At 51.1% G+C, this 26,650-nt stretch carries 27 protein-coding genes; 20 read left to right on the top strand and 7 right to left on the bottom strand.

Going from position 1 to position 26,650, the window contains the following annotated elements:
- Positions 1-65 precede the first annotated feature (65 nt).
- Positions 66-809, top strand: coding sequence for a glycerophosphodiester phosphodiesterase (locus NST20_RS08675; RefSeq protein ID WP_061566874.1), 744 nt, complete (start codon positions 66-68; stop codon positions 807-809).
- Between the two features lie 9 nt (positions 810-818).
- On the opposite strand, the gene NST20_RS08670 is transcribed toward NST20_RS08675, so the two are convergent.
- Positions 819-1,061: a DUF2627 domain-containing protein gene (locus NST20_RS08670; RefSeq protein ID WP_061565219.1), complete on the bottom strand. Its 243-nt coding sequence runs from the start codon at positions 1,059-1,061 to the stop codon at positions 819-821.
- 133 nt (positions 1,062-1,194) lie between these two features.
- Between NST20_RS08670 and NST20_RS08665 the strand changes: the two genes are divergently transcribed.
- From NST20_RS08665 to NST20_RS08620, 10 genes are all read left to right on the top strand, one after another.
- Positions 1,195-1,614 (top strand): Fis family transcriptional regulator, encoded by a 420-nt coding sequence (locus tag NST20_RS08665; protein WP_342399297.1) that lies wholly within the window; start codon positions 1,195-1,197, stop codon positions 1,612-1,614.
- A gap of 44 nt (positions 1,615-1,658) precedes the next feature.
- Positions 1,659-1,811 (top strand): helix-turn-helix domain-containing protein, encoded by a 153-nt coding sequence (locus tag NST20_RS08660; RefSeq protein WP_013859594.1) that lies wholly within the window; start codon positions 1,659-1,661, stop codon positions 1,809-1,811.
- Between the two features lie 272 nt (positions 1,812-2,083).
- Complete coding sequence (locus NST20_RS08655; protein WP_342399296.1) at positions 2,084-3,187, top strand: Glu/Leu/Phe/Val dehydrogenase; 1,104 nt, start codon at positions 2,084-2,086, stop codon at positions 3,185-3,187.
- A 22-nt stretch (positions 3,188-3,209) separates the two neighbouring features.
- Complete coding sequence (gene lpdA / locus NST20_RS08650) at positions 3,210-4,622, top strand: dihydrolipoyl dehydrogenase (protein ID WP_342399295.1); 1,413 nt, start codon at positions 3,210-3,212, stop codon at positions 4,620-4,622.
- A gap of 23 nt (positions 4,623-4,645) precedes the next feature.
- Positions 4,646-5,635 (top strand): thiamine pyrophosphate-dependent dehydrogenase E1 component subunit alpha, encoded by a 990-nt coding sequence (locus NST20_RS08645; protein ID WP_342399294.1) that lies wholly within the window; start codon positions 4,646-4,648, stop codon positions 5,633-5,635.
- 11 nt (positions 5,636-5,646) lie between these two features.
- On the top strand, positions 5,647-6,630 hold the full coding sequence (locus NST20_RS08640) for an alpha-ketoacid dehydrogenase subunit beta (RefSeq protein WP_342399293.1): 984 nt from the start codon (positions 5,647-5,649) through the stop codon (positions 6,628-6,630).
- 24 nt (positions 6,631-6,654) lie between these two features.
- On the top strand, positions 6,655-7,935 hold the full coding sequence (locus tag NST20_RS08635) for a dihydrolipoamide acetyltransferase family protein (RefSeq protein WP_342399292.1): 1,281 nt from the start codon (positions 6,655-6,657) through the stop codon (positions 7,933-7,935).
- Between the two features lie 213 nt (positions 7,936-8,148).
- On the top strand, positions 8,149-9,060 hold the full coding sequence (pfkB, locus tag NST20_RS08630; RefSeq protein ID WP_013859588.1) for a 1-phosphofructokinase: 912 nt from the start codon (positions 8,149-8,151) through the stop codon (positions 9,058-9,060).
- A 266-nt stretch (positions 9,061-9,326) separates the two neighbouring features.
- Positions 9,327-9,764, top strand: coding sequence for a BrxA/BrxB family bacilliredoxin (locus NST20_RS08625; RefSeq protein WP_013859587.1), 438 nt, complete (start codon positions 9,327-9,329; stop codon positions 9,762-9,764).
- A 148-nt stretch (positions 9,765-9,912) separates the two neighbouring features.
- Positions 9,913-10,416 carry a L,D-transpeptidase gene (locus NST20_RS08620; RefSeq protein ID WP_017550501.1) on the top strand — a complete coding sequence of 168 codons (504 nt, stop codon included), beginning with the start codon at positions 9,913-9,915 and terminating at the stop codon, positions 10,414-10,416.
- Positions 10,417-10,443: 27 nt separating this feature from the next.
- On the opposite strand, the gene prli42 is transcribed toward NST20_RS08620, so the two are convergent.
- Entirely contained in the window at positions 10,444-10,536 is a 93-nt protein-coding gene (gene prli42, locus NST20_RS08615) for a stressosome-associated protein Prli42 (protein WP_017550500.1), read from the bottom strand.
- A gap of 122 nt (positions 10,537-10,658) precedes the next feature.
- Between prli42 and NST20_RS08610 the strand changes: the two genes are divergently transcribed.
- From NST20_RS08610 to NST20_RS08600, 3 genes are read left to right on the top strand one after another with little or no spacing between them, the layout of a single operon-like run.
- Positions 10,659-11,780 (top strand): tripeptidase T, encoded by a 1,122-nt coding sequence (locus tag NST20_RS08610; protein ID WP_017553641.1) that lies wholly within the window; start codon positions 10,659-10,661, stop codon positions 11,778-11,780.
- Between the two features lie 6 nt (positions 11,781-11,786).
- Entirely contained in the window at positions 11,787-12,314 is a 528-nt protein-coding gene (locus NST20_RS08605) for a chemotaxis protein CheW (RefSeq protein WP_081105616.1), read from the top strand.
- 19 nt (positions 12,315-12,333) lie between these two features.
- A complete protein-coding gene (locus NST20_RS08600; RefSeq protein WP_013859583.1) occupies positions 12,334-13,545 on the top strand; it encodes a DNA polymerase IV in 1,212 nt (403 codons plus the stop codon).
- A gap of 58 nt (positions 13,546-13,603) precedes the next feature.
- Here NST20_RS08600 and zwf read toward each other — a convergent pair whose 3' ends face one another.
- Positions 13,604-15,103: a glucose-6-phosphate dehydrogenase gene (gene zwf / locus NST20_RS08595; protein ID WP_342399291.1), complete on the bottom strand. Its 1,500-nt coding sequence runs from the start codon at positions 15,101-15,103 to the stop codon at positions 13,604-13,606.
- A 272-nt stretch (positions 15,104-15,375) separates the two neighbouring features.
- On the opposite strand from zwf, the gene rnz reads away from it, so the two are divergent.
- Entirely contained in the window at positions 15,376-16,293 is a 918-nt protein-coding gene (gene rnz / locus NST20_RS08590) for a ribonuclease Z (RefSeq protein WP_340702692.1), read from the top strand.
- Between the two features lie 41 nt (positions 16,294-16,334).
- Here the strand turns inward: rnz and proC are convergent, their stop codons facing one another.
- Positions 16,335-17,165 (bottom strand): pyrroline-5-carboxylate reductase, encoded by an 831-nt coding sequence (gene proC, locus NST20_RS08585; RefSeq protein ID WP_342399290.1) that lies wholly within the window; start codon positions 17,163-17,165, stop codon positions 16,335-16,337.
- Entirely contained in the window at positions 17,162-17,344 is a 183-nt protein-coding gene (locus NST20_RS08580; protein ID WP_342399289.1) for a hypothetical protein, read from the bottom strand. The genes proC and NST20_RS08580 overlap by 4 nt, the downstream gene beginning before the upstream one ends.
- A 232-nt stretch (positions 17,345-17,576) precedes the next feature.
- Between NST20_RS08580 and NST20_RS08575 the strand changes: the two genes are divergently transcribed.
- From NST20_RS08575 to NST20_RS08560, 4 genes are all read left to right on the top strand, one after another.
- Positions 17,577-18,800, top strand: coding sequence for an IS110 family transposase (locus tag NST20_RS08575; protein WP_237349286.1), 1,224 nt, complete (start codon positions 17,577-17,579; stop codon positions 18,798-18,800).
- 635 nt (positions 18,801-19,435) lie between these two features.
- Positions 19,436-20,233 (top strand): SDR family oxidoreductase, encoded by a 798-nt coding sequence (locus NST20_RS08570; RefSeq protein ID WP_342399288.1) that lies wholly within the window; start codon positions 19,436-19,438, stop codon positions 20,231-20,233.
- A 151-nt stretch (positions 20,234-20,384) separates the two neighbouring features.
- Positions 20,385-21,620, top strand: coding sequence for a DNA polymerase IV (locus NST20_RS08565; protein WP_013859577.1), 1,236 nt, complete (start codon positions 20,385-20,387; stop codon positions 21,618-21,620).
- On the top strand, positions 21,617-21,958 hold the full coding sequence (locus NST20_RS08560) for a YolD-like family protein (RefSeq protein ID WP_013859576.1): 342 nt from the start codon (positions 21,617-21,619) through the stop codon (positions 21,956-21,958). The genes NST20_RS08565 and NST20_RS08560 overlap by 4 nt, the downstream gene beginning before the upstream one ends.
- A gap of 116 nt (positions 21,959-22,074) precedes the next feature.
- On the opposite strand, the gene NST20_RS08555 is transcribed toward NST20_RS08560, so the two are convergent.
- Both NST20_RS08555 and NST20_RS08550 read right to left on the bottom strand, forming a co-directional pair.
- Positions 22,075-23,484 (bottom strand): LysM peptidoglycan-binding domain-containing protein, encoded by a 1,410-nt coding sequence (locus NST20_RS08555; protein ID WP_340702690.1) that lies wholly within the window; start codon positions 23,482-23,484, stop codon positions 22,075-22,077.
- 75 nt (positions 23,485-23,559) lie between these two features.
- Positions 23,560-24,483: an alpha/beta hydrolase gene (locus NST20_RS08550; protein WP_342399287.1), complete on the bottom strand. Its 924-nt coding sequence runs from the start codon at positions 24,481-24,483 to the stop codon at positions 23,560-23,562.
- A gap of 410 nt (positions 24,484-24,893) precedes the next feature.
- Here NST20_RS08550 and NST20_RS08545 point away from each other — a divergent pair, with 410 nt between their 5' ends.
- Complete coding sequence (locus NST20_RS08545) at positions 24,894-26,117, top strand: IS110 family transposase (protein ID WP_237349286.1); 1,224 nt, start codon at positions 24,894-24,896, stop codon at positions 26,115-26,117.
- Positions 26,118-26,650 lie beyond the last annotated feature (533 nt).

Genomic DNA, 26,650 nt, shown 5'->3' with positions numbered 1-26,650 from the left:
GGTTACGCTTTTCTTGTTCGGGGAATATATAATGATGAACGAAATAAACAAAGGATGTGTATCGAGTGACGTTTATTTTTGCCCATCGGGGATCGGCAGGCACACGTCCGGAGAACACAATGGAAGCTTTTTTTGAAGCGGAAAAGGCCGGAGCGGACGGGATTGAACTGGATATTCAGTTGTCAAAAGACGGCGAACTGGTCGTCATTCATGATGAAACGGTCAATCGCACGACAAAAGGCAAAGGGTATGTGAAAGATTTAACGTTTGCTGAACTGCAGTCGCTGGATGTGATTGACCGGTTCGAAACCGGCAAGCCGCTAAGCATCCCGGCACTTGAAGAAGTTTTTGAATGGCTCGCCCAAAACCAGCTTCTCTGCAATATTGAACTGAAGACGGCAAAAGTGGATTATCCGCTGATCGAGGAAAAAGCTGTTTCGTTAATCCGGGCATACCATTTGGAAGAAAGGGTCATTTTTTCTTCCTTTAACCACTATTCCATCATTCAATGCCACCGTCTGGCACCTGAAGTGGAGATTGCCCCGCTGTATTCGGAGGTGATGTTTATGCCATGGGTCTACGCGAAATCGATCCGGGCAAAAGCGATCCATCCGCGTCTTTTGACAACGGCCGACTGGATCATCTGCGCCACCATGAACCACGGTATTGCAGTCAGGCCGTATACAGTGAATAAAGCGAAAGATATGAGAAGGCTGTTTAAAATCGGTTGCACGGCAATCATCACGGATTTCCCGGAAATCGCGGTACAGGAAAGAAAAGCAGAACGGGAAAAAGCATCCTGGCAATAGCCGGATGCTTTATTTTGATGGTTTGCTGAAACGTTTCTGTACCTTTTGGCGCTTTCTGTCCCGGTGCAGAATAAATCCGGCGGTAAAGGCAATGCCGCCGGCAGAGAACAAAAGCCCGGCCAGAAACTGGAGCGTCAGCGAGGAAAACGGGCGGTCCGGAATCCCGAAAACCATATCCCGCATCCATTTGATCCCGTAAGCGGCGGCGATGACCGGCACCGCCAATACAAAAAGTGCCACCAGCCTGCCCATTCCGGCCCCCCTTTAAACCGTTTCCACCATTATAACACCCGGGATTGGACGCAGGCAATGCAGCCCATTGTAAATGTAAGCCCTTTCAAATAAAATAAAATAGCGGAGACCAGCACGAAAAGGGGGAGCAGCGATGCAAAATGTTTTAATCGTTGGCGGGGGGAAAGGCGGAAAAGCGATTTTAAAAATATTGTCCGAGAGCGCACGGTTCCGTGTGGCCGGCATCGTTGATATCAATCCGCAGGCGGAGGGGATCCGGCTTGCCAAAAACATGGGCGTTCAAACCGGAAACAACTGGCACGTTTTTTCAGGCCCCCATGTCGATATTATCATTGAGGTAACCGGGGATGAGCAAGTTTTTCATGAAATCGTTGCAGCGTGCACGGGCCGGATTGTTATTCCCGGCAGTGTCGCCTATTTGATTGCGAAATTGCTGGAGGAAAAAGAAACTTTAATCCGAAAGCTGGAAAGTGAAACAAAAAAACATGCGCTCATCCTTCAGTCGACGGCGGAAGGGATGACGGTGATTGACAAAAACGGCAGGATCATCTAAAGCAAGGAGCGGCCGACATACCCGAAAAAGGCAGCCTCGATGAAATGCTGTCCGCTTTTGAAAAGCAGCTGATCCAAAAAGCGCTCGAAGAAAATGCCGGAAACAAAACGAATACGGCAAAGCAGCTTGGCATTTCACTGAGAAGCCTGTACTATAAATTGGAAAAATACCGGCTTGCAAAAATCAGCATGCAATAATTTGCATATTCGTGCAAAAAGTAGCAAACTGGTAAACGGAAGTTTATTTTTTTAAGCCCCGCTCTTTTCGCCATTTCTGCATGAAAAGCGGAAACAGGAAAACAATGCGAAAGTGGCATTCTTTTTGCATTTTCAACAGTGAAGGCTGGCCCGTGATCCCGGAAAAAGTGGTGTGCCGTTTTAAAAAGAGGCATCGGGATGTCCGTTTTACAGCCGCAAAAATGCCGGTTCAGCCTTCTGACAGCTTTGCTTGCGGAAAAGGAGGAAATCCATTGGAAATTTTTGATTATATGCGAAAATACGATTATGAACAACTGCTGTTTTGCCATGATGACGCATCCGGATTAAAAGCGGTGATCGCCATACACGATACAACGCTCGGGCCGGCGCTCGGGGGCACGAGAATGTGGACTTACGCAACGGAAGAAGCCGCCATTGAAGATGCATTGCGGCTTGCACGGGGGATGACGTATAAAAACGCTGCCGCCGGGCTCAATCTTGGCGGAGGGAAAGCCGTCATCATCGGTGATCCGCGCAAAGACAAAAATGAAGAAATGTTCCGGGCGTTCGGCCGGTTCATCCAGGGGCTCGGGGGACGCTATATTACAGCTGAAGATGTCGGCACCACTGTTGAAGATATGGATGTCATCCATGAGGAAACCGATTTTGTGACAGGCGTTTCACAAACGTACGGTTCATCCGGGAATCCTTCGCCTTTCACGGCGTACGGCTGCTATGTCGGCATGAAAGCCGCGGCAAAAGAAGCATTCGGAAGTGATTCGCTTGAGGGGAAAACCGTAGCCGTCCAGGGTGTCGGCCATGTTGCATTTGAACTGTGCCGCTATTTGCACGAAGAAGGCGCCCGCCTTATTGTGACCGATATTTCAACGGAGGCGGTAAAACGGGCTGTTGAGGCTTTCGGGGCAAAAGCAGTGGACCCGGCTGACATTTACGCCCAGGACTGTGATATTTTTGCCCCATGCGCGCTCGGGGCCATTTTGAATGATGAAACGCTTCCGCAGCTGAAAGCAAAAGTGATTGCGGGGTCTGCAAATAATCAGTTGAAAGAACCGAAGCACGGCGACCGGCTGCATGAAATGGGTATTCTTTATGCGCCCGATTATGTCATCAATGCCGGCGGGGTTATCAATGTGGCTGACGAACTGCACGGTTACAACCGGGAAAGAGCGATGAAAAAAGTCGAGCAAGTCTACTATAATGTACAGAAAGTGATCGACATTTCAAAACGCGACGGGATTCCGTCCTATTTGGCGGCAGACCGGATGGCGGAAGAACGGATTGCAAAAGTTTCCCGTGCGCGTTCACAATTTTTGCCGCACAATAAACACGTGCTCGAAAAACGGCTTCCGCGGTAACGCAAGTGAAGGAGGAACAACATTGGCAAAAGAATACGATGTCGTTGTTTTGGGCGGCGGAACAGGCGGCTATGTGGCCGCCATCCGCGCAGCAAAAAACGGGTTAAAAACAGCAATTGTTGAAAAATCAAAACTTGGCGGCACCTGCCTCCATAAAGGCTGCATTCCGACAAAAGCCCTGTTAAGAAGCGCGGAAGTATACCGGCTGGTCCGAAAAAGCGCCGATTTCGGCGTGGATGTCCGTGATGCCGCCTTGAATTTTGCAAAAATCCGGGAACGGAAAAACGCAGTTGTGGCGCAATTGCACCGCGGCGTTCAATCCTTGATGAAAAAAGGGAAAATTGATGTGTATGAAGGCACCGGCAGAATCCTCGGCCCCTCCATTTTTTCGCCCGTAGCAGGAACGGTTTCAATAGAGGGCGCGGGTACAGACAATGAGATGCTCCTCCCGAAAAATTTAATCATTGCGACCGGCTCGCGCCCGCGTGTGCTTCCCGGGTTTGCAGTCGATGGGGAATATGTCATGACGTCTGACGAAGCGCTTGAAATGGAAGAACTCCCTGCATCCATCCTGATTGCAGGTGGCGGGGCGATCGGTGTTGAATGGGCATCGATGCTTGCCGATTTTGGCGTAAAGGTGACGATCATTGAGGCTTTCCCGCGCCTTTTGCCGGGAGAAGACAGCGACATTTCAAAAGAAATTACGCGCCTTATGAAGAAAAAAGGGGTTGCCGTATTCACCGGTACCGCATTTAACGCATCTTCTCTCCAGACAGGGGACGGCAAGGTGCGGATCGGCACGGAAAACGGAAAAACGTTTGAGGCAGATAAGCTTTTATTATCGGTCGGCCGGCTGGCCAACACGGAAAATATCGGCCTTGAAAATACGGATATTGAAATCGAAAACGGCGTTATTAAGGTCAATGAAGTTTACCAGACAAAAGAACCCCATATTTATGCGATCGGGGACTGCATCGGCGGGTTGCAGCTTGCCCATGTAGCAGCTAGGGAAGGCATCATTGCGGCTGATCGCATCGCCGGGAAAAGCGTGGACCCGCTCGATGACACCATGGTGCCGAAATGTGTGTATTCCAATCCTGAAATTGCCAGTGTCGGCCTGACGGAAGAGAAAGCAAAAGAAAAAGGATATGATGTAAAAATCGGCCGGTTTTCGTTCCAGGCAGTCGGCAAAGCGCTTGTCTACGGGGAAACGGACGGCTTTGTCAAAATCGTAGCAGACGCAAAAACCGACGATCTGTTAGGCGTACATATCATCGGGCCGCATGCAACAGACATGATTTCAGAAGCTGGGTTTGCACGCGTTTTGGATGCGGCGCCGTGGGAGGTGGCCATGAATATCCATCCGCACCCGACGTTAAGCGAAGCGATCGGGGAGGCGGCACTCGCAGTAGACGGGCTTGAAATCCATGCGTAGCTTTTGGATAAGGAGTGATGACAATGAATAAAAATCGGCATAAAGACTTAGGTTTAAGCGACCGGGAAGTATTGGAAATGTACGAAATGATGCTGCTTGCGCGCAAGGTGGATGAACGGATGTGGCTTTTAAACCGGTCCGGCAAAATTCCGTTTGTCGTATCCTGCCAGGGCCAGGAAGCAGCCCAGGTCGGCGCTGCTTTTGCGCTTGACAGGACAAAAGATTATGTATTGCCGTATTACCGCGATCTCGGGGTTGTGCTCGCTTTTGGCATGACCGCGCGCGACATTATGCTTTCCGGGTTTGCCAAAGCGGAAGACCCGAATTCGGGCGGCCGGCAAATGCCGGGCCATTACGGGCAGAAGAAAAACAGAATCGTCACCCAGTCCTCCCCTGTAACGACACAGGTACCGCATGCGGCCGGAATTGCGCTCGCAGGCAAAATGGAGAAAAAAGATTTTGTTACGTTTGTCACTTTCGGGGAAGGATCATCCAACCAGGGCGATTTCCATGAAGGGGTGAATTTTGCCGCGGTCCACAAGCTGCCGGTCATTTTCATGTGCGAAAATAACCAGTATGCCATCAGTGTCCCGATTGAAAAGCAGCTCGGGAACCCGCGCGTTTCCGACCGGGCGATCGGTTATGGCATGCCGGGTGTGACGGTTGACGGAAACGATCCGCTCGCTGTTTATGAAGTGGTTAAAGAAGCGGCGGACCGTGCCCGGCGCGGGGAAGGGCCGACTTTAATCGAAACGCTTGTTTACCGCTTCACACCGCACTCTTCCGATGATGATGACCACTACCGTGCGCAGGAAGAAGTGAAGACGGCAAAAGAAAAAGATCCGGTTGTTTTATTTAGCCGGTACTTAAAAGAGGCGGGCCTTCTTGACGGGGAAAAAGAAAAAGAAATCGATGCGCGCGTCATGCAAACCGTCAATGAGGCAACTGATTATGCCGAAAAAGCGCCGTATGCCAAACCGGAAGATACGCTCCGGTTTGTTTACGGGGAGTAAGGAGGAAAACGATGGCTGTCATTTCATATATTGATGCAATCACAAAAGCATTGAAGGAAGAAATGGAACGGGACGAAAAAGTATTTGTGCTCGGCGAAGATGTTGGAAAAAAAGGCGGGGTATTTAAGGCGACGGCCGGATTATACGAGCAGTTCGGCGCCGAAAGAGTGATCGATACGCCGCTCGCTGAATCGGCAATTGCCGGGGTCGGCGTAGGGGCTGCGATGTACGGGATGCGTCCGGTTGCCGAGATCCAGTTTGCCGATTTTATTCTGCCGGCTGTCAATCAGATTATTTCGGAAGCGGCGAAAATCCGTTATCGTACCAATAATGACTGGCAATGCCCGCTTGTCGTGCGTGCACCGTACGGAGGCGGCGTCCACGGGGCGCTATACCACTCCCAGTCGCTTGAATCGGTGTTTGCAAACCAGCCGGGGTTGAAAATTGTCATGCCGTCCACGCCTTATGACGTAAAAGGGTTGCTGAAAGCCGCAATCCGGGACGATGATCCGGTTCTCTTTTTCGAACATAAGCGCGCGTACCGCCTGATTAAAGGCGAAGTGCCGGATGACGATTATGTGCTCCCGATCGGCAAGGCCGAAGTGAAAAGGGAAGGAACGGATATTACGGTGATCACGTATGGGCTTTGCGTCCATTTTGCCCTCCAGGCTGCGGAAAAGCTTAGAGAAGACGGGATCGAAGCACATATTCTCGATTTGCGCACCGTTTATCCGCTCGACAAAGAAGCAATCATCGAGGCAGCTGCCAAAACAGGGAAAGTGCTGCTGGTCACGGAAGACAATAAAGAAGGAAGCATTATCGGCGAAGTTGCTGCGATCATTGCGGAAAACTGCCTGTTTGACCTGGACGCCCCGATCATGCGCCTGGCCGGGCCGGATGTTCCGGCGATGCCGTATGCGCCGTCGATGGAAAAATATTTTATGGTCAATCCCGAAAAAGTCGAAAAAGCAATGCGGGAACTGGCCGAATTTTAGAATTGCAGGATAGGAGGGTGCCAATTGGCGATAGAAAACATTACGATGCCGCAGCTCGGGGAAAGTGTGACGGAAGGGACCATCAGCAAGTGGCTTGTATCCCCGGGCGATCATGTCCATAAATACGATCCGCTTTGTGAAGTATTAACAGACAAAGTCAATGCCGAAGTGCCTTCTTCGTTTGAAGGGGAAATCGTGGAACTGATCGCTTCGGAAGACGAAACCGTTGCTGTCGGGGAAGTCATTTGCACGGTCAAAACCGGATCAAGTGAAACAATTGCCCGGCCTGAAGCGGAACCGGGCCTGGATCCGGATGCTGCGGTGCCGGAGCCGGAAGCGGAAAAAGGGAAAAAAGTCCGCTATTCCCCGGCCGTTTTAAAACTGTCCCAGGAATACGGCATTGACTTGAACCGGGTCAAAGGAACGGGAAGGGAAGGCCGGATTACGCGCAAAGACCTGTTGAAAATCATTGAAAGCAGGGGGAATGAGGCAGAACCGGCACCTTCAAAACCGGAACCGGCAAAACCCGCACCTTCAAAACCGGAACCTGCCCGGCATACGCCGCCTGCTTCCCGGCCTCAGCCTGTACGGGAAGCTGCAGAAGAAGATATGGTGATTCCGGTTACCGGCGTGCGTAAAGCGATCGCGAACAATATGGCACGCAGCAAACAGGAAATTCCGCATGCGTGGATGATGGTCGAAGCGGACGTTACGAACCTTGTCCGCTACCGGGAGGCCGTAAAAGAAGAGTTTAAGCGGCGCGAAGGCTTTAACCTGACATACTTTGCCTTTTTTGTCAAAGCCGTTGCCCGGGCGCTGAAAGAGTATCCTGCGCTCAATTCCAGATGGGCCGGGGATGCCATTATCCAGAAACATGATGTCAACATCTCGATCGCCGTTGCCTCCGAAGACAGGTTGTACGTGCCGGTCATAAAGCATGCCGATGAAAAATCGATCAAAGGCATTGCCCATGAAATTGCTGTGCTGGCGCAAAAAGCCCGCGCCGGGAAACTTGCCCCGGAAGACATGGAAGGCGGCACCTTTACCGTCAATAATACCGGGTCATTCGGTTCGGTGCAGTCGATGGGGATTATCAACTATCCGCAGGCTGCCATCCTCCAGGTCGAGTCGATTGTCAAACGCCCTGTCATCATGGAAGAGGGAATGTTTGCGGCGCGCGATATCGTGAACCTTTGCCTGTCGATTGACCACCGCATTTTGGACGGACTCGTCTCCGGCCGCTTCTTAAAGCGCGTCAAAGAGATTTTAGAGGCGGTCACACCGGAAACGGCACCGCTCTATTAATGAAATGCCCGCTGATGAAGCGGGTTTTTCTATGTTGGAAAATGTGGCGATTTATCAAAACTGATTGTTTTTGAACGATTTTAATTGATTTTTACTGTTTTTGAAGGTAAAATAACGACCGGATGCACCGCTTGCAATCATGCAGTGGGGGAACGATTGCCATCAAAAAGGGGAATACTAAAAATGATCTCCAAAGCAAAGGTTGTGTAAAAAATGATTTATACGGTAACACTGAATCCGTCTGTTGACTACATCGTACAGGTGGAACATTTTGAGCTTGGCGGATTGAACCGTTCCGTGATGGACACCAAGTTTCCGGGCGGAAAAGGCATCAACGTCTCGCGCGTCATGAAAAGGCTGGGCGTTGATTCCACGGCACTCGGTTTTCTCGGCGGTTTTACCGGCAGCTACATTGAAAATTTTCTTAAAGCGGAAGGTATTTTAACAGATTTTGTCCAAGTTTCAGGCGACACGCGGATCAATATAAAATTAAAATCCGGTGTGGAAACGGAAATCAACGGAATGGGGCCCTCTATTTCGGAAGCTGAGCTGGACCGGCTGCTTGCCAAAATCGACAGCCTGGACAAAGAGGATGCCATTTTGTTTTCCGGCAGCATCCCAAGTTCCCTCCCGCCATCCATTTATGCCGGCCTCATTCAAAAATGCCGTGAAAAGCAAATCCGCGTGATTGCAGATGTTTCCGGCGAATCGCTCGGCCATGTCATCAAAACGGGCCCGTTTTTGATCAAACCGAACCATCATGAAATCGGCGAAATTTTCGGCGTGAAAGTCGAAACGCCCGAAGAAGCGAAACAATACGGCAGCCGCCTGCTTGACATGGGCGTTGAAAATGTGATCGTTTCGATGGCGGAAAAAGGCGCGCTCTTTTTGAACAAGGAAGTATCCTATTTTGCGCAAGCGCCGAAAGGGAAGGTAAAAAATTCTGCCGGCGCCGGCGATTCGGTTGTGGCCGGGTTTATAAGCGGGATGGCAAAAGGGAAATCGTACAAAGAATCGTTTGCGCTTGGGGTTGCCTGCGGTTCTGCGACGGCATTTTCCATGGAACTTTGCACAAAGCAAGAAGCAGAATCGCTTCTCGGACAGGTCCATGTCCAATCTTTATAAAACGGAAACCGGGATGCCCCGGTTTTTTTGCATAAAAAAGGGACAGCGCATGAGGCGCCATCCAAAGCATCTAGGGAGTTTAGGGGTATGGATCTAGATGTACTGTCATTTTACCCGGTTTTTTGGAAAAATAAACGCTTTCCGGCTATTTTTTTCGTTTTCATGCGTAAAATAAGAGAAAAGTGGCGGCTGCAAACAGAATGTTTGAAAAGCAGCGTGAAAACCTGCTATGATTAGCTTTAAAGCAGAATGAAAGGATGAGTGGCATGTCTGTCAATTTTAATCTTTATATGAACGATGTCGTGCGCATGTCCCGTGAAGAGGCAGTAGAAGCCGGCTACCAGGAACTGAGGACGCCGGAAGAAGTGGACGAAGCGTTTTCCAAAAAAGGGACGACACTTGTTTTGGTCAACTCTGTGTGCGGCTGCGCAGGGGGCATTGCACGGCCGGCTGCGGCGCACGCCATCCATTATGATAAGCGCCCGGACCAGCTTGTAACCGTCTTTGCTGGCCAGGATAAAGAAGCAACGGCAAGGGCACGCAGCTATTTCACTGGTTATCCGCCGTCCTCCCCATCTTTCGCACTTTTAAAAGACGGCAAAATTGTGAAAATGATTGAACGGCACCAGATCGAAGGGCATGACCCAGCGGCTGTCGTGGCTGAGCTGCAGGCAATGTTTGAAGAATACTGTGAAGAACTGTAATGCGGGAAGCCTTCTCCTTCCGTTCTGGAAAGGGGAAGGCTTTTTTTAACAGGGGCGGTGTCCCGGGTGTAAAGCGCACTTTCCGTATGCATGAACTGGCATGCGGGATGCATACTAAAGAAAAACACAACTAGCAGGTGAATGGCTTATGCATATATGGGTGGCATGGATGCTTGTTTTCGGGTTATCGGTATGGCCGGCGGACGGGCACGTTGCCCCGGGAGACCCGCTCATTATTGTCAATAAAACAACAAACCGGCTTGCCTGGATCCGCGGCGGGAAAATCCGGCTCGAAACGCCGGTTGCGACTGGGAAAACAAATGACCTGACGCCGGAAGGTTTTTTTACGGTCAAAGTCAAGGCGAAAAATCCTTATTACCGGAAAAAGAATATTCCCGGCGGCGACCCGCGCAATCCGCTCGGCTCGCGCTGGATCGGTTTTGATGCGCGCGGCACGGACGGCCGGATTTACGGCCTGCACGGCACAAACAATCCTTCTTCAATCGGCCGGTATATTTCAAACGGCTGCATCCGCCTGCCGAAAGCGGCGCTCGAAAAGCTGTACGAAGAAGTGCCGGTTGGAACAAAAATTTACATCACCCGGTCAAACCGGCCGATGACCGAACTGGCGAAGGCAAAAGGCGCCATTTAAAAAAGGAACGCATACCCCGTTCCTTTTTTAAAACAGCATGGAAAGGCCGGAAAGCACTGTTCCTGCCAGCATGGCAATGAGCATTAAGTACACGACAATTTTCTGCGTTTTTTTCGACAAAGCGGACTTCACCTCTTAATCGGACGGTAATCATTTTTATTCTAGCCTGAAGCCGCCGGTTGTACAAGTAAAATCATTCGCGTTATACTATTAACGTACATATACATATTGGAGGTTTTTCCATGGTAAATGAAGAACGGTTAGTAAAAGAATTTTTGGAACTGGTCCAGGTGGATTCGGAAACCGGCCATGAAGAAGAAATTGGCAAGGTTTTAAAACAAAAATTTGAAGGCCTTGGCCTTGAAGTATATGAGGATGATACAAAAGCAAAAACGGGGCACGGCTTTGGCAACCTGATCTGCACTTTGAAAGGCAATGTCCCTGAAGCGGCGCCGATTTATTTTACTTCCCATATGGATACAGTCGTTCCGGGGAAAGGCATCAAACCGTCCATCAAAGACGGCTGGATCCGGTCAGACGGTACAACAATCCTCGGATCTGACGACAAAGCCGGGCTTTCCGCTATGCTGGAAATGATCCGGGTATTGAAAGAAGACCAAATCCGCCATGGGGATATCCAGTTTGTCATCACTGTTGGCGAAGAGTCCGGCCTGGTCGGTTCGCGCGCGCTCGATCCTTCGCTGTTAAAAGCGAAATACGGTTTTGCGCTTGACAGCGATGGCCCTGTTGGCACGATTGTGACGGCTGCCCCGACGCAGGCCAAAATCAAAACAACCATTTTAGGCAAAACCGCCCATGCCGGTGTCGCGCCGGAAAAAGGGGTTTCCGCGATCACCATTGCCGCAAAAGCGATCTCAAAAATGCCGCTCGGCCGCATTGACAGTGAAACAACCGCAAATATCGGGCGCTTTGAAGGCGGCCAGGCAACCAATATCGTCTGCGACCGCGTCGATATTCTGGCGGAAGCCCGTTCGCTCGTTCCGGAAAAAATGGAAGCACAGGTTGCCAAAATGAAAGCGGCTTTTGAACAGACGGCGCTTGAAATGGGCGGAAAAGCGGAAGTCGAAGTGAAGGTCATGTACCCGGGATTTAAATTCTCAGACGGCGACCAGGTGGTGGAAGTGGCCAAAAAAGCAGCGGCAAAAATCGGACGCGAGAGCAAGCTGGAGCAAAGCGGGGGCGGAAGCGATGCCAACGTCATTGCAGGTTTTAACATTCCGACGGTCAATCTCGGCACAGGATATGAAGAAATCCATACGACAAAGGAAAGGATCCCGGTTAAAGAACTGGTCAAACTGGCTGAGATGGCGGTTGCCATTGCGGAAGTGGCCGGCGGGGAGTAACAGGATTTGAGGCGGAAGCGGGATAACCGCTTCCTTTTTAAGAAAGGAAGCGATAAGTTGGAAGCGCTCAATAAATATATCATTTTTAAAACGGGGGAAGAGGAGTACGGCATTCATATCGGATCGGTCATCTCTGTTGAAAAAGCGCAAGCAGCCAATCCTGTCCCGAAACTGCCTGCATTTGTACGGGGCATCATGAAGGTGAGGGATGAACTGATCCCGATTATTGACGTCGAGCACTGTTTTTACCAGACACCGCTTTCCTCCATAGAGGACGCCCGCATGATCGTCGTCCGGACGGAAGCCATTCCGGTCGGCCTGCTCGTCAAAGAGGCAAACGATATTGTGGAAATACAGGAAGAAGAGAAAAAACAGATCGGCCTTGCCGGCTACGGGCGGACAAATTATTTTACGGCTGTCGCAAGTTTGAAGGACAGGCTGATTACCATTGTGGATGCCGATTTGTTTATGGCGTCGCTTGAAGGGATTGCAGACATTGCCGCTTATATGAAAGAAGCTGCCGAAAATTCGTGAAGCGCCGGAGTGGGTGAAGATGAAAGCATTTTATCCGAAAAACGGCCGTGTCATTTTGCATGTCGATATGAACAGTTTTTTCGCCTCGGTTGAAATGGCGGAAAACCCTGCGCTTAAAGGGAAGCCGCTGGCCGTTGCCGGGAATCCAAAAGAACGGAAGGGCATCATTGTGACGTGCAGCTATGAAGCGAGAAAATTTGGCGTAAAAACGACCATGCCGGTCTGGGAAGCAAAAAAACGCTGCCCGGATCTTTTAATCGTGCCGCCCCGTTTTGAACTGTATAAAAAAGCATCCGCCGAAATGTTTTCGATTCTCCGCGCGTACTCGCCTTTGGTCGAACCGGTTTCGATCGATGAAGGCTATGTGGACATTACCGGCCTGGAGGAACTGGGGACGCCGCCTGCCATTGCTGAATCGATCCAGCAGCAAATTCTTGTGGAACTCGATTTGCCGTCAAGCATCGGGATCGCCCCGAATAAATTTTTGGCGAAAACGGCGTCGGATATGAAAAAACCAATGGGCATCACCATTTTAAGAAAGCGGGATATTCCCCGTTTATTATGGCCGAAGCCGTTGATCGAGATGCACGGCGTAGGCGGCAAAACGGCGGAAAAGCTTAGCGCCCGCGGCCTTTTTACCATCGGCGATCTGGCGCATGCGGATGATTTTCTTTTAAAGCAGCTCCTCGGCATCCGCGGCATCCGTTTGAAAGAAAGGGCGAACGGGAGAGACCCGCGCCCTGTTGACCCCGAATCCGCAAACGTTACCAAAAGCGTCGGGCGGATGGTGACGCTGCCCGAGGATACGGAGGAGGAACACCGCATCGATGCCGTATTGAAAAAGCTTGCGGATGAAACGGCGGAACGGATGAGAAAAAAGGAGGTTGCGGCAACCAATGTCGGCATCATGATCCGTTACGCGGACCGGAAAACAGTGACGAGGAGCAAAAAAAGCGCAGGGCCGGTTGAAAGCGGCGATGCGTTATTTCAAGCCGCCCGCACGCTTTTTATCCGGAACTGGAACGGGCAGCCCGTGCGCCTTTTGGGCATTACCGCGTCCGGTTTAACGGACCGCAAGGCGGAAGCGGAGCAGCTGAGCCTGTTTTCATATGAAGACGCAGCCAAAAAAGAGCCGCTGTATGAGGCAATCAGCCGGCTCCGCGAGAAATTCGGGGAGCAGATTATCCAAACCGGGAGAGAAGCGGGAAAGCCGCCGGATCCCCGCAAGTAATTACCGGCACACCCCATAAAAAAGGAACACGCCTTGCGCGTGTTCCTTTTTAACAGGTTCAGCAGTTCCCGACTTCCAGATCTTCCACCGGCCACCAGAAGAAGCCGTCTTTTTCCAGCAGTTCATCGGCTGTTTTCGGCCCCATTGAACCGGATTTGTAATTCGGGAATGAAATCGGCTTGTTTTCCCACACTTTTGAAATTTTATCGACAAAGCTCCACGATAAGGCGACTTCATCCCAATGGGTAAAGTTGGTCGCGTCGCCCATCAGGCAGTCATGGATCAATTTTTCATAAGCTTCGGGCGTATTGATGCCGTTTTTGCTGCTGCTTGCAAAACTGAGCTGCACAGGGGTGGTTTCCATATGCTGGCCCGGTTTTTTGGCGTTCAGATGAAGCGAAATCCCTTCTTCCGGCTGGATATGGATGACAAGCAGATTCGGATTCAGTTCATGATTTGTATTGTAGTACAAATTCATCGGGATATCTTTAAACTGCACGACAATTTTCGTCGATTTTGCCGCCATCCGTTTGCCGGTACGGATGTAAAACGGCACGCCCGCCCATCTGAAATTATCAATCATCAGTTTCCCAGCGACAAACGTTTCGATCCGGGAATCCGGCGCTACATTCAGCTCTTCCCGGTAACCCGGGACTTTCTTGCCGTCTATTTCGCCCGGGCCGTACTGGCCGCGCACGAAGTATGCCGGCACATCTTTTCCTTCAATGGGGCGCAAGGCACGCAGCACCCGCACTTTTTCGCTCCGGATCTCGTTTGTTGTCAGGTTGATCGGCGGTTCCATTGCAAGAAGCGCCACCATTTGCAGCATATGGTTTTGCACCATATCCCTGAGCGCCCCGCTCGCTTCGTAATACCGCGCTCGTTCTTCCACGCCGAGCATCTCGCTTGATGTAATCTGGATGTTGGAAATATAACGGTTGTTCCAAAGCGGCTCGAACAGGGCATTGGCAAACCGGATGACCTCAATATTTTGTACCATCGCTTTGCCTAAATAATGGTCGATTCGGTAAATCTGGTCTTCTGAAAAAGATTTCCGGATCTGGCTGTTCAGCTGTTTCGCTGATTCGAGGCTGTGCCCGAAAGGTTTTTCAATAACAAGCCGTTTAAACCCGTTTGTAGCGGTAAGCCCGTCACTTTTCAGATGGTCCGAAATCGTCCCGAAATATTCCGGGGCCATCGCCAAATAGAAGATGCGGTTGCCTTCCAGTTGGTACTTTTCATCCAGTTCATCCGCCAATTGCTTCAACTGTATGTATGAGTTGCTGTCTGTCACATCATGCGGCTGATAGTAAAAATGGGTGGCAAACGCTTCAAGCTGTTCAGCATGTTCTCTCGCGCTCAGAACGGAATCTTTGATATGCGCACGGAAGATTTCATCCGTCCATTCTCTTCTTGCCGTGCCGATCACGGCGAAATGCTCTGACAGCCTGCCTTTCCGGTATAAATTGTACAGGGAAGGAAACAGCTTGCGCTTCGCCAGATCACCTGTTGCGCCAAAAAGCATAAATAACGATTTCGGTGTCTCGGTTGTCTGCATCTTTCTTACCTCTCTTTGTTCAAAAAATCACGATTTAAGGCCGGCTTGTCTCCTGATACGGTTATAGTTTGCCTTGTTGCAGCCGTTTCATTTCAAAGGCAGGGAAAAATCATTTGTTTTTTCCGCTTTCCGGCCCCATTTCATTGTCACTATATTCTAGACTTTCACGGGCAAATACGCAAATGATATGCAATAGTTTCCTTTCCGTAAAATTATGATAAGATAGTTCTATATGTGCGGCCGGGATCCGGCAGGAAAGGGGGGAACATCATTTGGAAATTTTATTTTTAGGAACCGGCGCGGGTGTGCCTGCCAAAGCAAGAAACGTCACGTCCATTGCGCTCAAATTGCTGGAGGAACGAAATGCAATCTGGCTTTTTGACTGTGGGGAGGCAACACAACACCAGATTTTGCACACCAACATCAAACCGCGCAAAGTTGAAAAAATTTTTATCACCCACTTGCACGGCGACCATATTTTCGGGCTTCCCGGGTTTCTCGGGAGCCGGTCGTTCCAGGGCGGGAACGGTCCGCTTACCGTTTACGGCCCGAAAGGCACAAAAGCGTTTGTGGAAGTTTCCCTGAAGGTGAGCGAAACCCATCTGAAATATCCTTTGGAGATCATCGAAATTGAAGAAGGGACGGTATTTGAAGACGACCGCTTTATGGTTTGTGCCCTGCGGCTTGACCACGGGATCGAAAGCTTCGGCTACCGGATTGCCGAAAAAGACAAACCGGGCGCGCTGAATGCGGATCAATTGAAAAAAGAAGGGATCCGCCCGGGCCCTGTTTACCGGCTGCTGAAAGAAGGCCGGACGGTAACATTGGAAGACGGCCGCGTGATCAGCGGAAAAGATTATCTTGGCCCGGCGAAAAAGGGAAAGATCATTGCCATCCTTGGCGATACAAGGCCGAATGAGGCGGCAATCCGGCTCGCAGCCAATGCCGATCTTCTCATTCACGAAGCAACGTTTAACAAAGAGAGCGGGCAAATGGCGCATGATTATTTTCACTCGACGACGGCGGACGCGGCGCAAACGGCAAAGCAGGCGGGGGCAAAACGGCTGCTTCTCACCCATATCAGTGCCAGGTACGGAAAAGAAGACTGGCCGGCGCTTGAGCAGGAAGCGCAAGCATTATTCCCCGACAGCCTGCTTGTCCATGATTTGATGGAAGTGCCTGTTTTTTAAAGCAAAAAAAGCGGCTTGCCTGCCGCTTTTTTTGCTGCCGGTTATTCTCTTGCGGGGATTTCTTCTTCTGCGTTCGACAATTCATTTGCCCGCTTTGCTGCTGCTTTTACACAGTCAATGAAAGCTTGTTTGACCTCGCGTTCGTCAAGGACGCGGATCGCGGCTTCGGTGGTGCCGTTCGGGCTTGTGACGGCTTTTCGGAGCGCTTCCGGCGGTTCGGCTGAAGTTTTCAGCATTTCTGCTGCGCCGATGATCGTCTGGAGGATGAATTGTTTTGCCGTTTGTGCGTCGAGCCCGATTTCTGCAGCTGACTGCTGGAGCGCTTCGGCGATATAATAAATATACGCCGGCCCGCTCCCCGACAGCCCGGTTACGGCATCGAGCTGTTCTTCTTTTACCGCCATGGCCATGCCGACTGTCGAAAAAATGGCAAACGCCCGGTGCCGGTGCTGTTTTGTCGCGGCGGCGTTAAAGGCGATGCCGGTTGCCGACAGCCCGACTTTCGCCGATGTGTTCGGCATCGCGCGCGCAACAGGAATGTGCCGGCCAATCTTGTTTTCGATAAACGGAATCGTGATGCCGGCCGCTACCGATACCAGCAGCGTGTCCGGGGATACGAGCGGCCGGACCGATTCGAGCACATCCGGGACGTCTTTCGGTTTTACAGCTAAGATGACCGCGTCCGGGCCTTCAAAAAGCTGGCTGAGGCCGTCTGCAGCCTGGATGCCGTATTTCTGTTCCAAAGTGTGGAGCCTTTTTTTGTTCGTGCGGTTATGGGCGCGGATGTCCCCAGGTTTTACGATTCTTTTTTCAAGCATGCCGCTGATCATCGCTTCGGCCATGGACCCGGCGCCAATAAATGAGATTTTCATGCAAATGCCTCCTCGTATAATAAGTTTAAATCCAAAGTGGATGTCAATTTCCAGTTCATTCTGCTGCTCATTGACAAGTGAATATAAGATTTTGTATTCCGGGCGAGCCCGGAATACAAGTTCGGACTTGGACGCTTCGCGATGTTCCCGGATAATGGTCTTAGGATCGTTTGGGTCAATGCTTCCCCTCCTTGTAGCCTGACTACTCGAAAAGTCTGCATCCCCAGGTTCTTGCTTGAACGTCTAACCCGTAGGCCGTTCCTCCGGATCTCCGTGCTGGAAATGAGCAGTTCCAGGCAGCCCACGGCCCGGATGAGTTCTCATACGCGAGGCTGACAGATCGGCAAGCCATCTGGGGATATCCCGAAGCGTCCGATTCCATCGATCCCAATACAGAGAGGAGGAAATCATATGCCCTTATTTGTCGGTATTGACGTGAGCTCCAAAAACCTCGATGCCTGCCTGATGGATGGAATGGGGGAAACGTTAGCCACCCAAACGGTGACAAACAATCTTCCCGGTGCCTCTGAGTTAAGAGACACCATCCTCCAACATGCGGAGGCGGATGACACCATCCAGATCGCCATGGAGGCCACATCTGTGTATAGTTGGCACCCGGCAATGTTTTTCCATGAAGATCCCGAGCTGAAACAGCGTCGTACAAAGGTGTTTACCCTGAATCCGAAGCTGGTGAGAAATTTCAAAAAGGCTTATGCCGAGATGGACAAGACCGATCCCAAAGATGCCTGGGTAATTGCGGACCGCTTGCGTTTCGGGAGATTGCCGAAATCCGTGATTCAGTCAGAACAATACCTTGCCCTTCAACGGTTAACACGGATGCGCTATCACCTGATTCAAAGTTTAACCCGGGAACAACAGGTATTTTTGAATCATCTGTTTTTCAAATTCAGTGCCTTTAACCTTGAAGTGGATACATCGGTCTTCGGCCATGCCATAACGGAATTTTTGCTTGAGGCCTATAGCCTCGATGAAATTGCCCAAATGCCTCTGGAGGACTTAGCGATGTATCTCCAGACCAAAGGCCATGGCCGCTTTAGCGATCCCGAGGATTTGGCCGCATCCATCCAAAAAGCTGCCCGGTCCTCTTACCGGCTTTCTAAATGTGTGGAGGATTCGATTGACTTGGTCCTGGGCAGTTCTATTGAGATCATCCGGCATCTTAAACGCCAAATCAAGGATTTGGATAAGGCGATTGCCCGCGTTCTTGATGGAATCCCGAATACCCTCCAGACCATTCCGGGAATAGGCCCGGTGAGCTGTGCTGGGATTCTCGCTGAAATCGGCGACATTGAGCGCTTTGACGACCAAGCCGCGATCGCAAAATTTGCCGGATTGTTCTGGCCCCGCCACCAATCGGGTGATTTTGAGGCTGATGACAAAATGCTTGCGCGTACAGGCAATCGTTATCTCCGGTATTACCTGGTTGAGGCTGCCAATCTGGTCCGGCGACACGAACCTGAGTACCGCGCCTTTTACCAAAAGAAATATCGTGAGGTGCATAAGCACTCACACAAACGCGCCCTCGTCTTAACGGCAAGAAAACTGGTGCGCCTGATCGATGCGCTGCTCCGCAACGATCAAATTTATGCGCCGAAAAAGAAGGTGACGCGATGAGGTAACCAGGTAACCATCATCGATAGCCTGAACTTGAAAACTTCCAGATTATTCCAATTATCTGGAGGCTTAGTTCAGTATTGCCATTTTTATGACATAGAGCCAACAAAATTTCCAATTCACTTGTTTTTAACCCTTGACATCACACCGTAGGACTTTCAAAGCAAAAAACCCCTTCATCCGTAAAGGACGAAAGGGCATGTTCCGCGGTACCACCTTTATTGCAGGAATCCATCCTGCATCTCATTTGGTTAACGGTTTTCATCCGGTTTGGTTTTGCCAAACAGCTCACAGGCAGGTTCGACCGGGCAGCGGATGGCGGAGTCTTCCAGCCTGAGAACCCCGCTCTCTTGCATCATACCTGGCTTACTGGTCCTGGTCACAGCCGATCGCTTATCAAAATGGTATTACTTATTATGAAGAAAAATCGGGGAGTTGTCAAGGATGGTTCCACGAATTTTCAGATAAAAAATCCGTGCCCGGCGTGCATGCCGCAATGAACGCCTGACGGGTGTAAGCATGAAAATTAGCCGGCGCCATTTTTCAGAATAGGCATCCATGCCACGGCAAACGGCACCAGCTGAGGAAAAATGGACAAGCACAAATTTTCAGGATAGAAGGGAGAAAATGGCAACATGGCAAATAAACGGATCCGGAAGAAAACGGTCGTGATTACCGGTGCTTCCGGCGGCCTCGGGGAAAAAATCGCCTTTGCCGCCGCCAAAAACGGGGCTAACCTTGTTCTGCTCGCCAGAAGCCTTGACAAACTTGAAAAAATCAAGGCGGAGATCGAAGCAGTTTACCCGGTTTCGTGTCTGGCCGTCCGCTGCGATGTGGCGGAACACGGCAAAATTCCTGCTGTTTTTGAAGCGATTTATAACCGCTGCGGCCATATTGATGTGCTCGTGAACAATGCCGGTTTCGGCGTTTTTGATGAAGTGCAGGATATCCGCATGGAGGATGTCAGGGGGATGTTTGATGTCAATGTCATCGGGCTCATTGCCTGCACCAAGGCGGTTGTCCCGCATATGCAAAAAAACCGCGCCGGCCATATTATCAATATTGCTTCCCAGGCGGCCAAAATGGCGACCCCGAAATCAAGCGTCTATGCGGCGAGCAAGTTTGCGGTGCGCGGCTTTACGGACAGCCTCCGTATGGAAATGGCACGGTTCGGCGTCTATGTGACAGCCGTTCATCCCGGCCCGATTGCAACCGGTTTTTTCGACATTGCCGACCGGTCCGGCACTTACCGGAAAAATATTGAAAAATGGATGCTGGATCCCGAAAAACTTGCAGAAAAAGTTACAGATACGATGCTTGTAAACCGGCGTGAAATCAATGCGCCAAAATGGATGAATGCATCCGCCGCCATCCATGGGCTTTTCCCCGGGCTTGTGGAAAGGCTCGGACGGCGGGCTTTCTTTAAAAAATAGCAGCCGGTGTGATGCGCGTTTTGGAAAAATATAGCCCCTCTGCCTGAAAAAACAATTGGCGAAAGAACGTATATTCGTTTATAATGAGGAATAGAATAAGAACTATAGTTCGTGTTGGTTGTTCAGTTTCTAAGGTAAGAGGGGTTGAAAGATGAGCCAGCGTGTGATTTTTCTCGTCGATATGCAGTCTTTTTATGCAAGTGTGGAAAAAGCCGATCATCCGGCATACAGGGATAAACCCGTAATTGTATCGGGCGATCCGGCGCGCCGGTCCGGGGTGGTGCTCGCTGCCTGCCCGCTCGCGAAAAAGCGCGGCGTGAAGAATGCGCTCCGCCTGTGGGAAGCGCAGCAGCTCTGCCCGGATGCCGTCATCGTCCGGCCGCGCATGCAGCGCTATCTCGATGTATCGGTGCAGATTTCTTCGATTCTTGCCCGCTATACGGATATGGTTGAACCGTATTCAGTTGACGAGCAGTTCATGGATGTAACGGGCAGCAGGCGGCTGTTCGGGGAGCCGCGCGAGATCGCCGCGCAAATCCAGCGGGACATCATGGAAGAAACCGGCGTGTATGCTCGCTGCGGGATCGGGCCAAACAAAGTGCTGGCGAAAATGGCGTGCGACCATTTTGCAAAGAAAAACAAAACCGGCATTTTTGAACTGGACCATCATCATCTCAAAACGCATTTATGGCCTTTGCCGGTTGGCAGGATGTTCGGTGTCGGCAGCCGGATGGAGCAGCATCTGAAGCGGCTCGGCATTTATACAATCGGCGCGCTTGCCTGCTTTCCGCTTGCCGTTTTAAAAAAACGGTGGGGGATTGGCGGCCAGGTGCTGTGGGAGACGGCAAACGGTATTGATGAGTCGCCCGTCTTGCGGGAATCGCACGCCGGGCAGAAAGCGATCGGGCATGCGATGACACTGCCGCGCGACTACGCCGATTTTGAGCATGAAATCAAAGTCGCCCTTCTTGAACTTTGCGAGGAAGTCTGTTTCCGGGCGCGTACTTCAGGTGTCATGGGCGCTTGTGTTTCGGTCGGCTGCCAGGGGGCGGATGATGCACATCCGTCCGGCTTTCACCGCCAGATGACGCTTGCGGCACCGACAAACGGGACAATGGACGTTTACCGGGCGGCATGCCGGCTGTTTCTTTCGTTTTGGGACAAAAACCCGGTCCGCCGTATCAGCGTCGGGCTGTCGCGCCTGTCGCGGGATACTATCCGGCAGCTTGATCTGTTTGAAAACAGGGAGGGGGAAAGAAAGATCGGGTATGCGGTCGACCGTATCAAGCAGAAATACGGTTCCGGCGCCGTCATCCGCGCCGTGTCGCTGCTTGAGGCCGGTCAGGCGCTTGAACGTGCCAAAAAGATAGGAGGGCATTACAAATGAGCGGCCGCTTGCAGCGCGGCAACAAACTTTGGGAAGGGTCACGCATGTTTTTGCCCGAGCATAAGCAGGCGCTTTTAAAATGGCAGAAAGAACAGGAGAAACAGGCAAAACCCGAACTCGATGAGCAGCAGCTTGAAGAGATGAACCGCATGCTCGTATCTGCCTGCCGGCTGCACGTGCCGGTTACGGTCCGTTTCTTTGAAGCGGGGGATTTTCTTACAGCCACCGGTACCATTACAAAATTCCAGCCGCTTGAAAAAAGGCTGGAGCTGGCAGGGGAGACAGGGGAGCGGATATCGATCAAACTTTCCGCGGTGACGGAAGTGGAGCAGGCATGAAAAAAACCGGCAAGCCTGAAAAGGCCTGCCGGGCGGATTGTTTTCGTACGGGCGATGCAGGGAAATGCGGCAAAAAGCAGCATTCCATGAAACAGCATCCGTCCGTTTTTTGTGGATTACCGTTTTCTTGCTTGAATGAGCGCCTGCTGCACGACCCAGTTTTCGGGAAACGGATTGCCGAGCACCCAGTAGCTGATTCCGCGCAGCCCGTATTCGTTCAGCAAATTGATTTTTGCCCGCATGCTGCGCGCGTCTTCAAACCAGACTTCATGCTGCTGGCCTGATGCATCGGTGTAACGGAAATAAGGCGCCTGGTCGGTCGGGTGGTAGCGGATGTCAGCCCCGTACCGTGCCGCCAGGGAAACAGCTTCCTGCGGGCTGATCGTACGCGCCGTTGTGCCTGCGCGCCACGGGATTCTCCAGTCGCGCCCGTAAAGCGGCGCCCCCATCATGATTTTATTCCGCGGAATGACGGTAACGGCATAGTCAAGGACACGCCTCACTTCAGGAATCGGGGCGATGGCACGCGGCCTGCCGCCGGCCCATCCCCATTCATACGTCATCAAAATAACAAAATCAACGATCGCCCCGTGTGCGCCGTAATCGTGGGCTTCGTAAAGCAGCCCCGGCTGCGTGCCGGAAATTTTCGGCGCAAGCGCAGTCGAGACGAGCAGGCCTTCCGGGCGGAACCGGCGGACGACGCGCCTGAGAAACGCCGTATAACGGTCGCGGTCTTCCGGATACACGTATTCAAAATCAAAATTGATGCCCCTGTACCCTTTTTGCCGCATCGTGGCGAGAAGATTGCTGATCAAAGTTTCCTGCAATGTTTCATTGCGAAGCAGCCGGGCAGCCAGATCGGAGCTGAATCCTTCCGAAGTGAAATTGGCCAGGATTAAAAGTGGAAGGACGCCGTTTGCTTCCGCTGCCTGAAGGACGGAGCGGTCGTTGAGCGGCGTCAGGCTGCCGTCTTCGCGGAATGTATAGCGGAAAGGGGACAAGTACGTAAAATACAGCCCGAGCTGGTAAACTTCGGCGGTGCCCGCAGCGCCGAACCTGGTTGTATAGGCATTGACTTCTTTTACAGGGCGGCCGGGTGCGGGCACACGCAGCACCTGGCCAGCGGAAAGAGCCGTGCCGGGCAGCCGGTTCGCCTGGATAATGGCTCCCATGTCCGCCCCGTAAGTACGGGCAATGCTGTATAAAGTTTCACCTTGTGTTACCGTATGGTTCCGGTAGGGGATAAAAAGCACCTGCCCCGGAAAAAGCAAGGCGGGGTTGCGGAGCTGGTTGGCGTTTATAAGCGCTTGTGCCGGAACGCCGAGGCGTGCGGCAATCGTGCCGAGCTGGTCCCCTTCCTGGACGATGTACTGAAAGAACCGGTCAGGAACGGCAAGCGCCTGGCCGGGGACGAGCGGGGATGATGCAGTCAGCCCGTTTGCCAAAAAAAGCTGGGCAAGATCGGCATCGAGGCAGTTTGCAATCCGCCAAAGGGTATCGCCTTGCTGTACGGTATAGATTTCCATCATAGACACTCCCTGTTTTGATAGGCTCCTATACCATATTCAGCCACATGGGCGGACGTTCGCAAAAAAATGGCATTAAAGCTTACGGGGCGCCGCCATTTTTTCAAGAAATTCATCAATCGCCTGTTCATACTGTTCGCGGTTTAAGTTGAGCGACTGGGCGTGGGCGCCGTTTTCGGCAATAAACAGCTGCTTCGGCCCTTTTTTCTTTTCATACAGCGCTTTGGTCATCGCGGGCGGAATGTAGTCGTCCTTGGCGCTGTGGATAAAGAGGACCGGCTGTTTGATCCGGCCGACTACATCAATCGGCGACACACGGCGGAGTGAGTAGCCGTCACGGATGCGGACAAAAAAATCGGCAAGCGGAAAAAAACATTTTCCGGGAAGCCGCGTTTCCCGCGTAAATTCCCGGATCAATTGCGCCCGGAACGAGGAAAACGGGCAGTCGGCGATGTAAAAATCGGCGCGGCCGCAAAGCTCGCCGGCATACAGTAGGAGCGTGGCGGCGCCCATCGATTCGCCGTGGATCCCGAAAAAGATGCCGTCCCCTTCGCGCCGGATCAGTTCATCCGCTACCGCTTTTAAGTCATGCTTTTCATAGTATCCGTAGCTCGTTGTACTGCCGCCGGATTCCCCGTGGCGGCGGTGGTCATAGAGGACAGCGTTAAAGTCCCGTTTCAAGAACAGGTTCATATATTTAACGGAATTCATTTTGTTTTCCGTTACGCCATGGCAAAAAATCATCCATTTTTTCGACTCGGGAAACGGTTTCACAAAAACCGATTTCAGCTTATAACCAAAAGGGGACGGAATAAACACTTCTTCTTTCGGCAATGCTTCGTACGCTTTAAGATCCAGCCTTTTCGCTGCCACTTCCCGGCTTATGACAAGGCCGTCCTCTTTTTTTCGGATATGCATCACCCGCTCTGACATGTAAAAGCCGATCCCGCCTGCAGCAAGCGCTGCTGCCGTGGCGGGCAGGGAGAACCACTTTTTCATCAAAATCCTCCTCGTATAATAAGTTTAAATCCAAAGTGGATGTCAATTTCCAGTTCATTCTGCTGCTCATTGACAAGTGAATATAAGATTTTGTATTCCGGGCGAGCCCGGAATACAAGTTCGGACTTGGACGCTTCGCGATGTTCCCGGATAATGGTCTTAGGATCGTTTGGGTCAATGCTTCCCCTCCTTGTAGCCTGACTACTCGAAAAGTCTGCATCCCCAGGTTCTTGCTTGAACGTCTAACCCGTAGGCCGTTCCTCCGGATCTCCGTGCTGGAAATGAGCAGTTCCAGGCAGCCCACGGCCCGGATGAGTTCTCATACGCGAGGCTGACAGATCGGCAAGCCATCTGGGGATATCCCGAAGCGTCCGATTCCATCGATCCCAATACAGAGAGGAGGAAATCATATGCCCTTATTTGTCGGTATTGACGTGAGCTCCAAAAACCTCGATGCCTGCCTGATGGATGGAATGGGGGAAACGTTAGCCACCCAAACGGTGACAAACAATCTTCCCGGTGCCTCTGAGTTAAGAGACACCATCCTCCAACATGCGGAGGCGGATGACACCATCCAGATCGCCATGGAGGCCACATCTGTGTATAGTTGGCACCCGGCAATGTTTTTCCATGAAGATCCCGAGCTGAAACAGCGTCGTACAAAGGTGTTTACCCTGAATCCGAAGCTGGTGAGAAATTTCAAAAAGGCTTATGCCGAGATGGACAAGACCGATCCCAAAGATGCCTGGGTAATTGCGGACCGCTTGCGTTTCGGGAGATTGCCGAAATCCGTGATTCAGTCAGAACAATACCTTGCCCTTCAACGGTTAACACGGATGCGCTATCACCTGATTCAAAGTTTAACCCGGGAACAACAGGTATTTTTGAATCATCTGTTTTTCAAATTCAGTGCCTTTAACCTTGAAGTGGATACATCGGTCTTCGGCCATGCCATAACGGAATTTTTGCTTGAGGCCTATAGCCTCGATGAAATTGCCCAAATGCCTCTGGAGGACTTAGCGATGTATCTCCAGACCAAAGGCCATGGCCGCTTTAGCGATCCCGAGGATTTGGCCGCATCCATCCAAAAAGCTGCCCGGTCCTCTTACCGGCTTTCTAAATGTGTGGAGGATTCGATTGACTTGGTCCTGGGCAGTTCTATTGAGATCATCCGGCATCTTAAACGCCAAATCAAGGATTTGGATAAGGCGATTGCCCGCGTTCTTGATGGAATCCCGAATACCCTCCAGACCATTCCGGGAATAGGCCCGGTGAGCTGTGCTGGGATTCTCGCTGAAATCGGCGACATTGAGCGCTTTGACGACCAAGCCGCGATCGCAAAATTTGCCGGATTGTTCTGGCCCCGCCACCAATCGGGTGATTTTGAGGCTGATGACAAAATGCTTGCGCGTACAGGCAATCGTTATCTCCGGTATTACCTGGTTGAGGCTGCCAATCTGGTCCGGCGACACGAACCTGAGTACCGCGCCTTTTACCAAAAGAAATATCGTGAGGTGCATAAGCACTCACACAAACGCGCCCTCGTCTTAACGGCAAGAAAACTGGTGCGCCTGATCGATGCGCTGCTCCGCAACGATCAAATTTATGCGCCGAAAAAGAAGGTGACGCGATGAGGTAACCAGGTAACCATCATCGATAGCCTGAACTTGAAAACTTCCAGATTATTCCAATTATCTGGAGGCTTAGTTCAGTATTGCCATTTTTATGACATAGAGCCAACAAAATTTCCAATTCACTTGTTTTTAACCCTTGACATCACACCGTAGGACTCTAATATGATGGTAATGTTAGAATTCAAACAAATGTTATATAACTTAACACAAAATAAATATAAAATATAACCCACTTTTTGTCAATACTAAATTTTCTGAAATATAAAGCTGTAGTTCAGATTATTTCTCCCATTTTCGGTGGTTTTGACATTATGTTCTTAACACGATATGTTAAATTTTTTAACAATGAATAAAGAAATAGGATTATAGAGGAAATAATGGAACTTTGTTTTTTCACAACGTTTGAAATGGAAGATTTGGGGATTAGAGAGTGCAGATATAAGTATTGAAAAAGGACATGTGAACAATATATGGGGCATTTCGGCATTTTAAAGACCTAAAGAATAGAAAATATTTGTCACCAATCACTTTTG

Origin of the sequence: Weizmannia sp. FSL W8-0676, from assembly GCF_038593015.1 — a bacterium.
Lineage (GTDB): Bacteria > Bacillota > Bacilli > Bacillales > Bacillaceae_C > Weizmannia > Weizmannia coagulans.
This window is presented reverse-complemented; position numbering and strand designations above follow the sequence as displayed.

What these genes read in the sequence shown, in the direction of transcription:
- NST20_RS08670 (WP_061565219.1), bottom strand. Translation starts at nt 1,061, where the DNA reads ATGGGCAGGCTGGTGGCACTTTTTGTATTGGCGGTGCCGGTCATCGCC.
- NST20_RS08665 (WP_342399297.1), top strand. Translation starts at nt 1,195, where the DNA reads ATGCAAAATGTTTTAATCGTTGGCGGGGGGAAAGGCGGAAAAGCGATT.
- NST20_RS08660 (WP_013859594.1), top strand. Translation starts at nt 1,659, where the DNA reads ATGCTGTCCGCTTTTGAAAAGCAGCTGATCCAAAAAGCGCTCGAAGAA.
- NST20_RS08645 (WP_342399294.1), top strand. Translation starts at nt 4,646, where the DNA reads ATGAATAAAAATCGGCATAAAGACTTAGGTTTAAGCGACCGGGAAGTA.
- NST20_RS08640 (WP_342399293.1), top strand. Translation starts at nt 5,647, where the DNA reads ATGGCTGTCATTTCATATATTGATGCAATCACAAAAGCATTGAAGGAA.
- pfkB (WP_013859588.1), top strand. Translation starts at nt 8,149, where the DNA reads ATGATTTATACGGTAACACTGAATCCGTCTGTTGACTACATCGTACAG.
- NST20_RS08625 (WP_013859587.1), top strand. Translation starts at nt 9,327, where the DNA reads ATGTCTGTCAATTTTAATCTTTATATGAACGATGTCGTGCGCATGTCC.
- NST20_RS08620 (WP_017550501.1), top strand. Translation starts at nt 9,913, where the DNA reads ATGCATATATGGGTGGCATGGATGCTTGTTTTCGGGTTATCGGTATGG.
- NST20_RS08610 (WP_017553641.1), top strand. Translation starts at nt 10,659, where the DNA reads ATGGTAAATGAAGAACGGTTAGTAAAAGAATTTTTGGAACTGGTCCAG.
- NST20_RS08600 (WP_013859583.1), top strand. Translation starts at nt 12,334, where the DNA reads ATGAAAGCATTTTATCCGAAAAACGGCCGTGTCATTTTGCATGTCGAT.
- zwf (WP_342399291.1), bottom strand. Translation starts at nt 15,103, where the DNA reads ATGCAGACAACCGAGACACCGAAATCGTTATTTATGCTTTTTGGCGCA.
- proC (WP_342399290.1), bottom strand. Translation starts at nt 17,165, where the DNA reads ATGAAAATCTCATTTATTGGCGCCGGGTCCATGGCCGAAGCGATGATC.
- NST20_RS08575 (WP_237349286.1), top strand. Translation starts at nt 17,577, where the DNA reads ATGCCCTTATTTGTCGGTATTGACGTGAGCTCCAAAAACCTCGATGCC.
- NST20_RS08570 (WP_342399288.1), top strand. Translation starts at nt 19,436, where the DNA reads ATGGCAAATAAACGGATCCGGAAGAAAACGGTCGTGATTACCGGTGCT.
- NST20_RS08565 (WP_013859577.1), top strand. Translation starts at nt 20,385, where the DNA reads ATGAGCCAGCGTGTGATTTTTCTCGTCGATATGCAGTCTTTTTATGCA.
- NST20_RS08560 (WP_013859576.1), top strand. Translation starts at nt 21,617, where the DNA reads ATGAGCGGCCGCTTGCAGCGCGGCAACAAACTTTGGGAAGGGTCACGC.
- NST20_RS08555 (WP_340702690.1), bottom strand. Translation starts at nt 23,484, where the DNA reads ATGGAAATCTATACCGTACAGCAAGGCGATACCCTTTGGCGGATTGCA.
- NST20_RS08550 (WP_342399287.1), bottom strand. Translation starts at nt 24,483, where the DNA reads ATGAAAAAGTGGTTCTCCCTGCCCGCCACGGCAGCAGCGCTTGCTGCA.
- NST20_RS08545 (WP_237349286.1), top strand. Translation starts at nt 24,894, where the DNA reads ATGCCCTTATTTGTCGGTATTGACGTGAGCTCCAAAAACCTCGATGCC.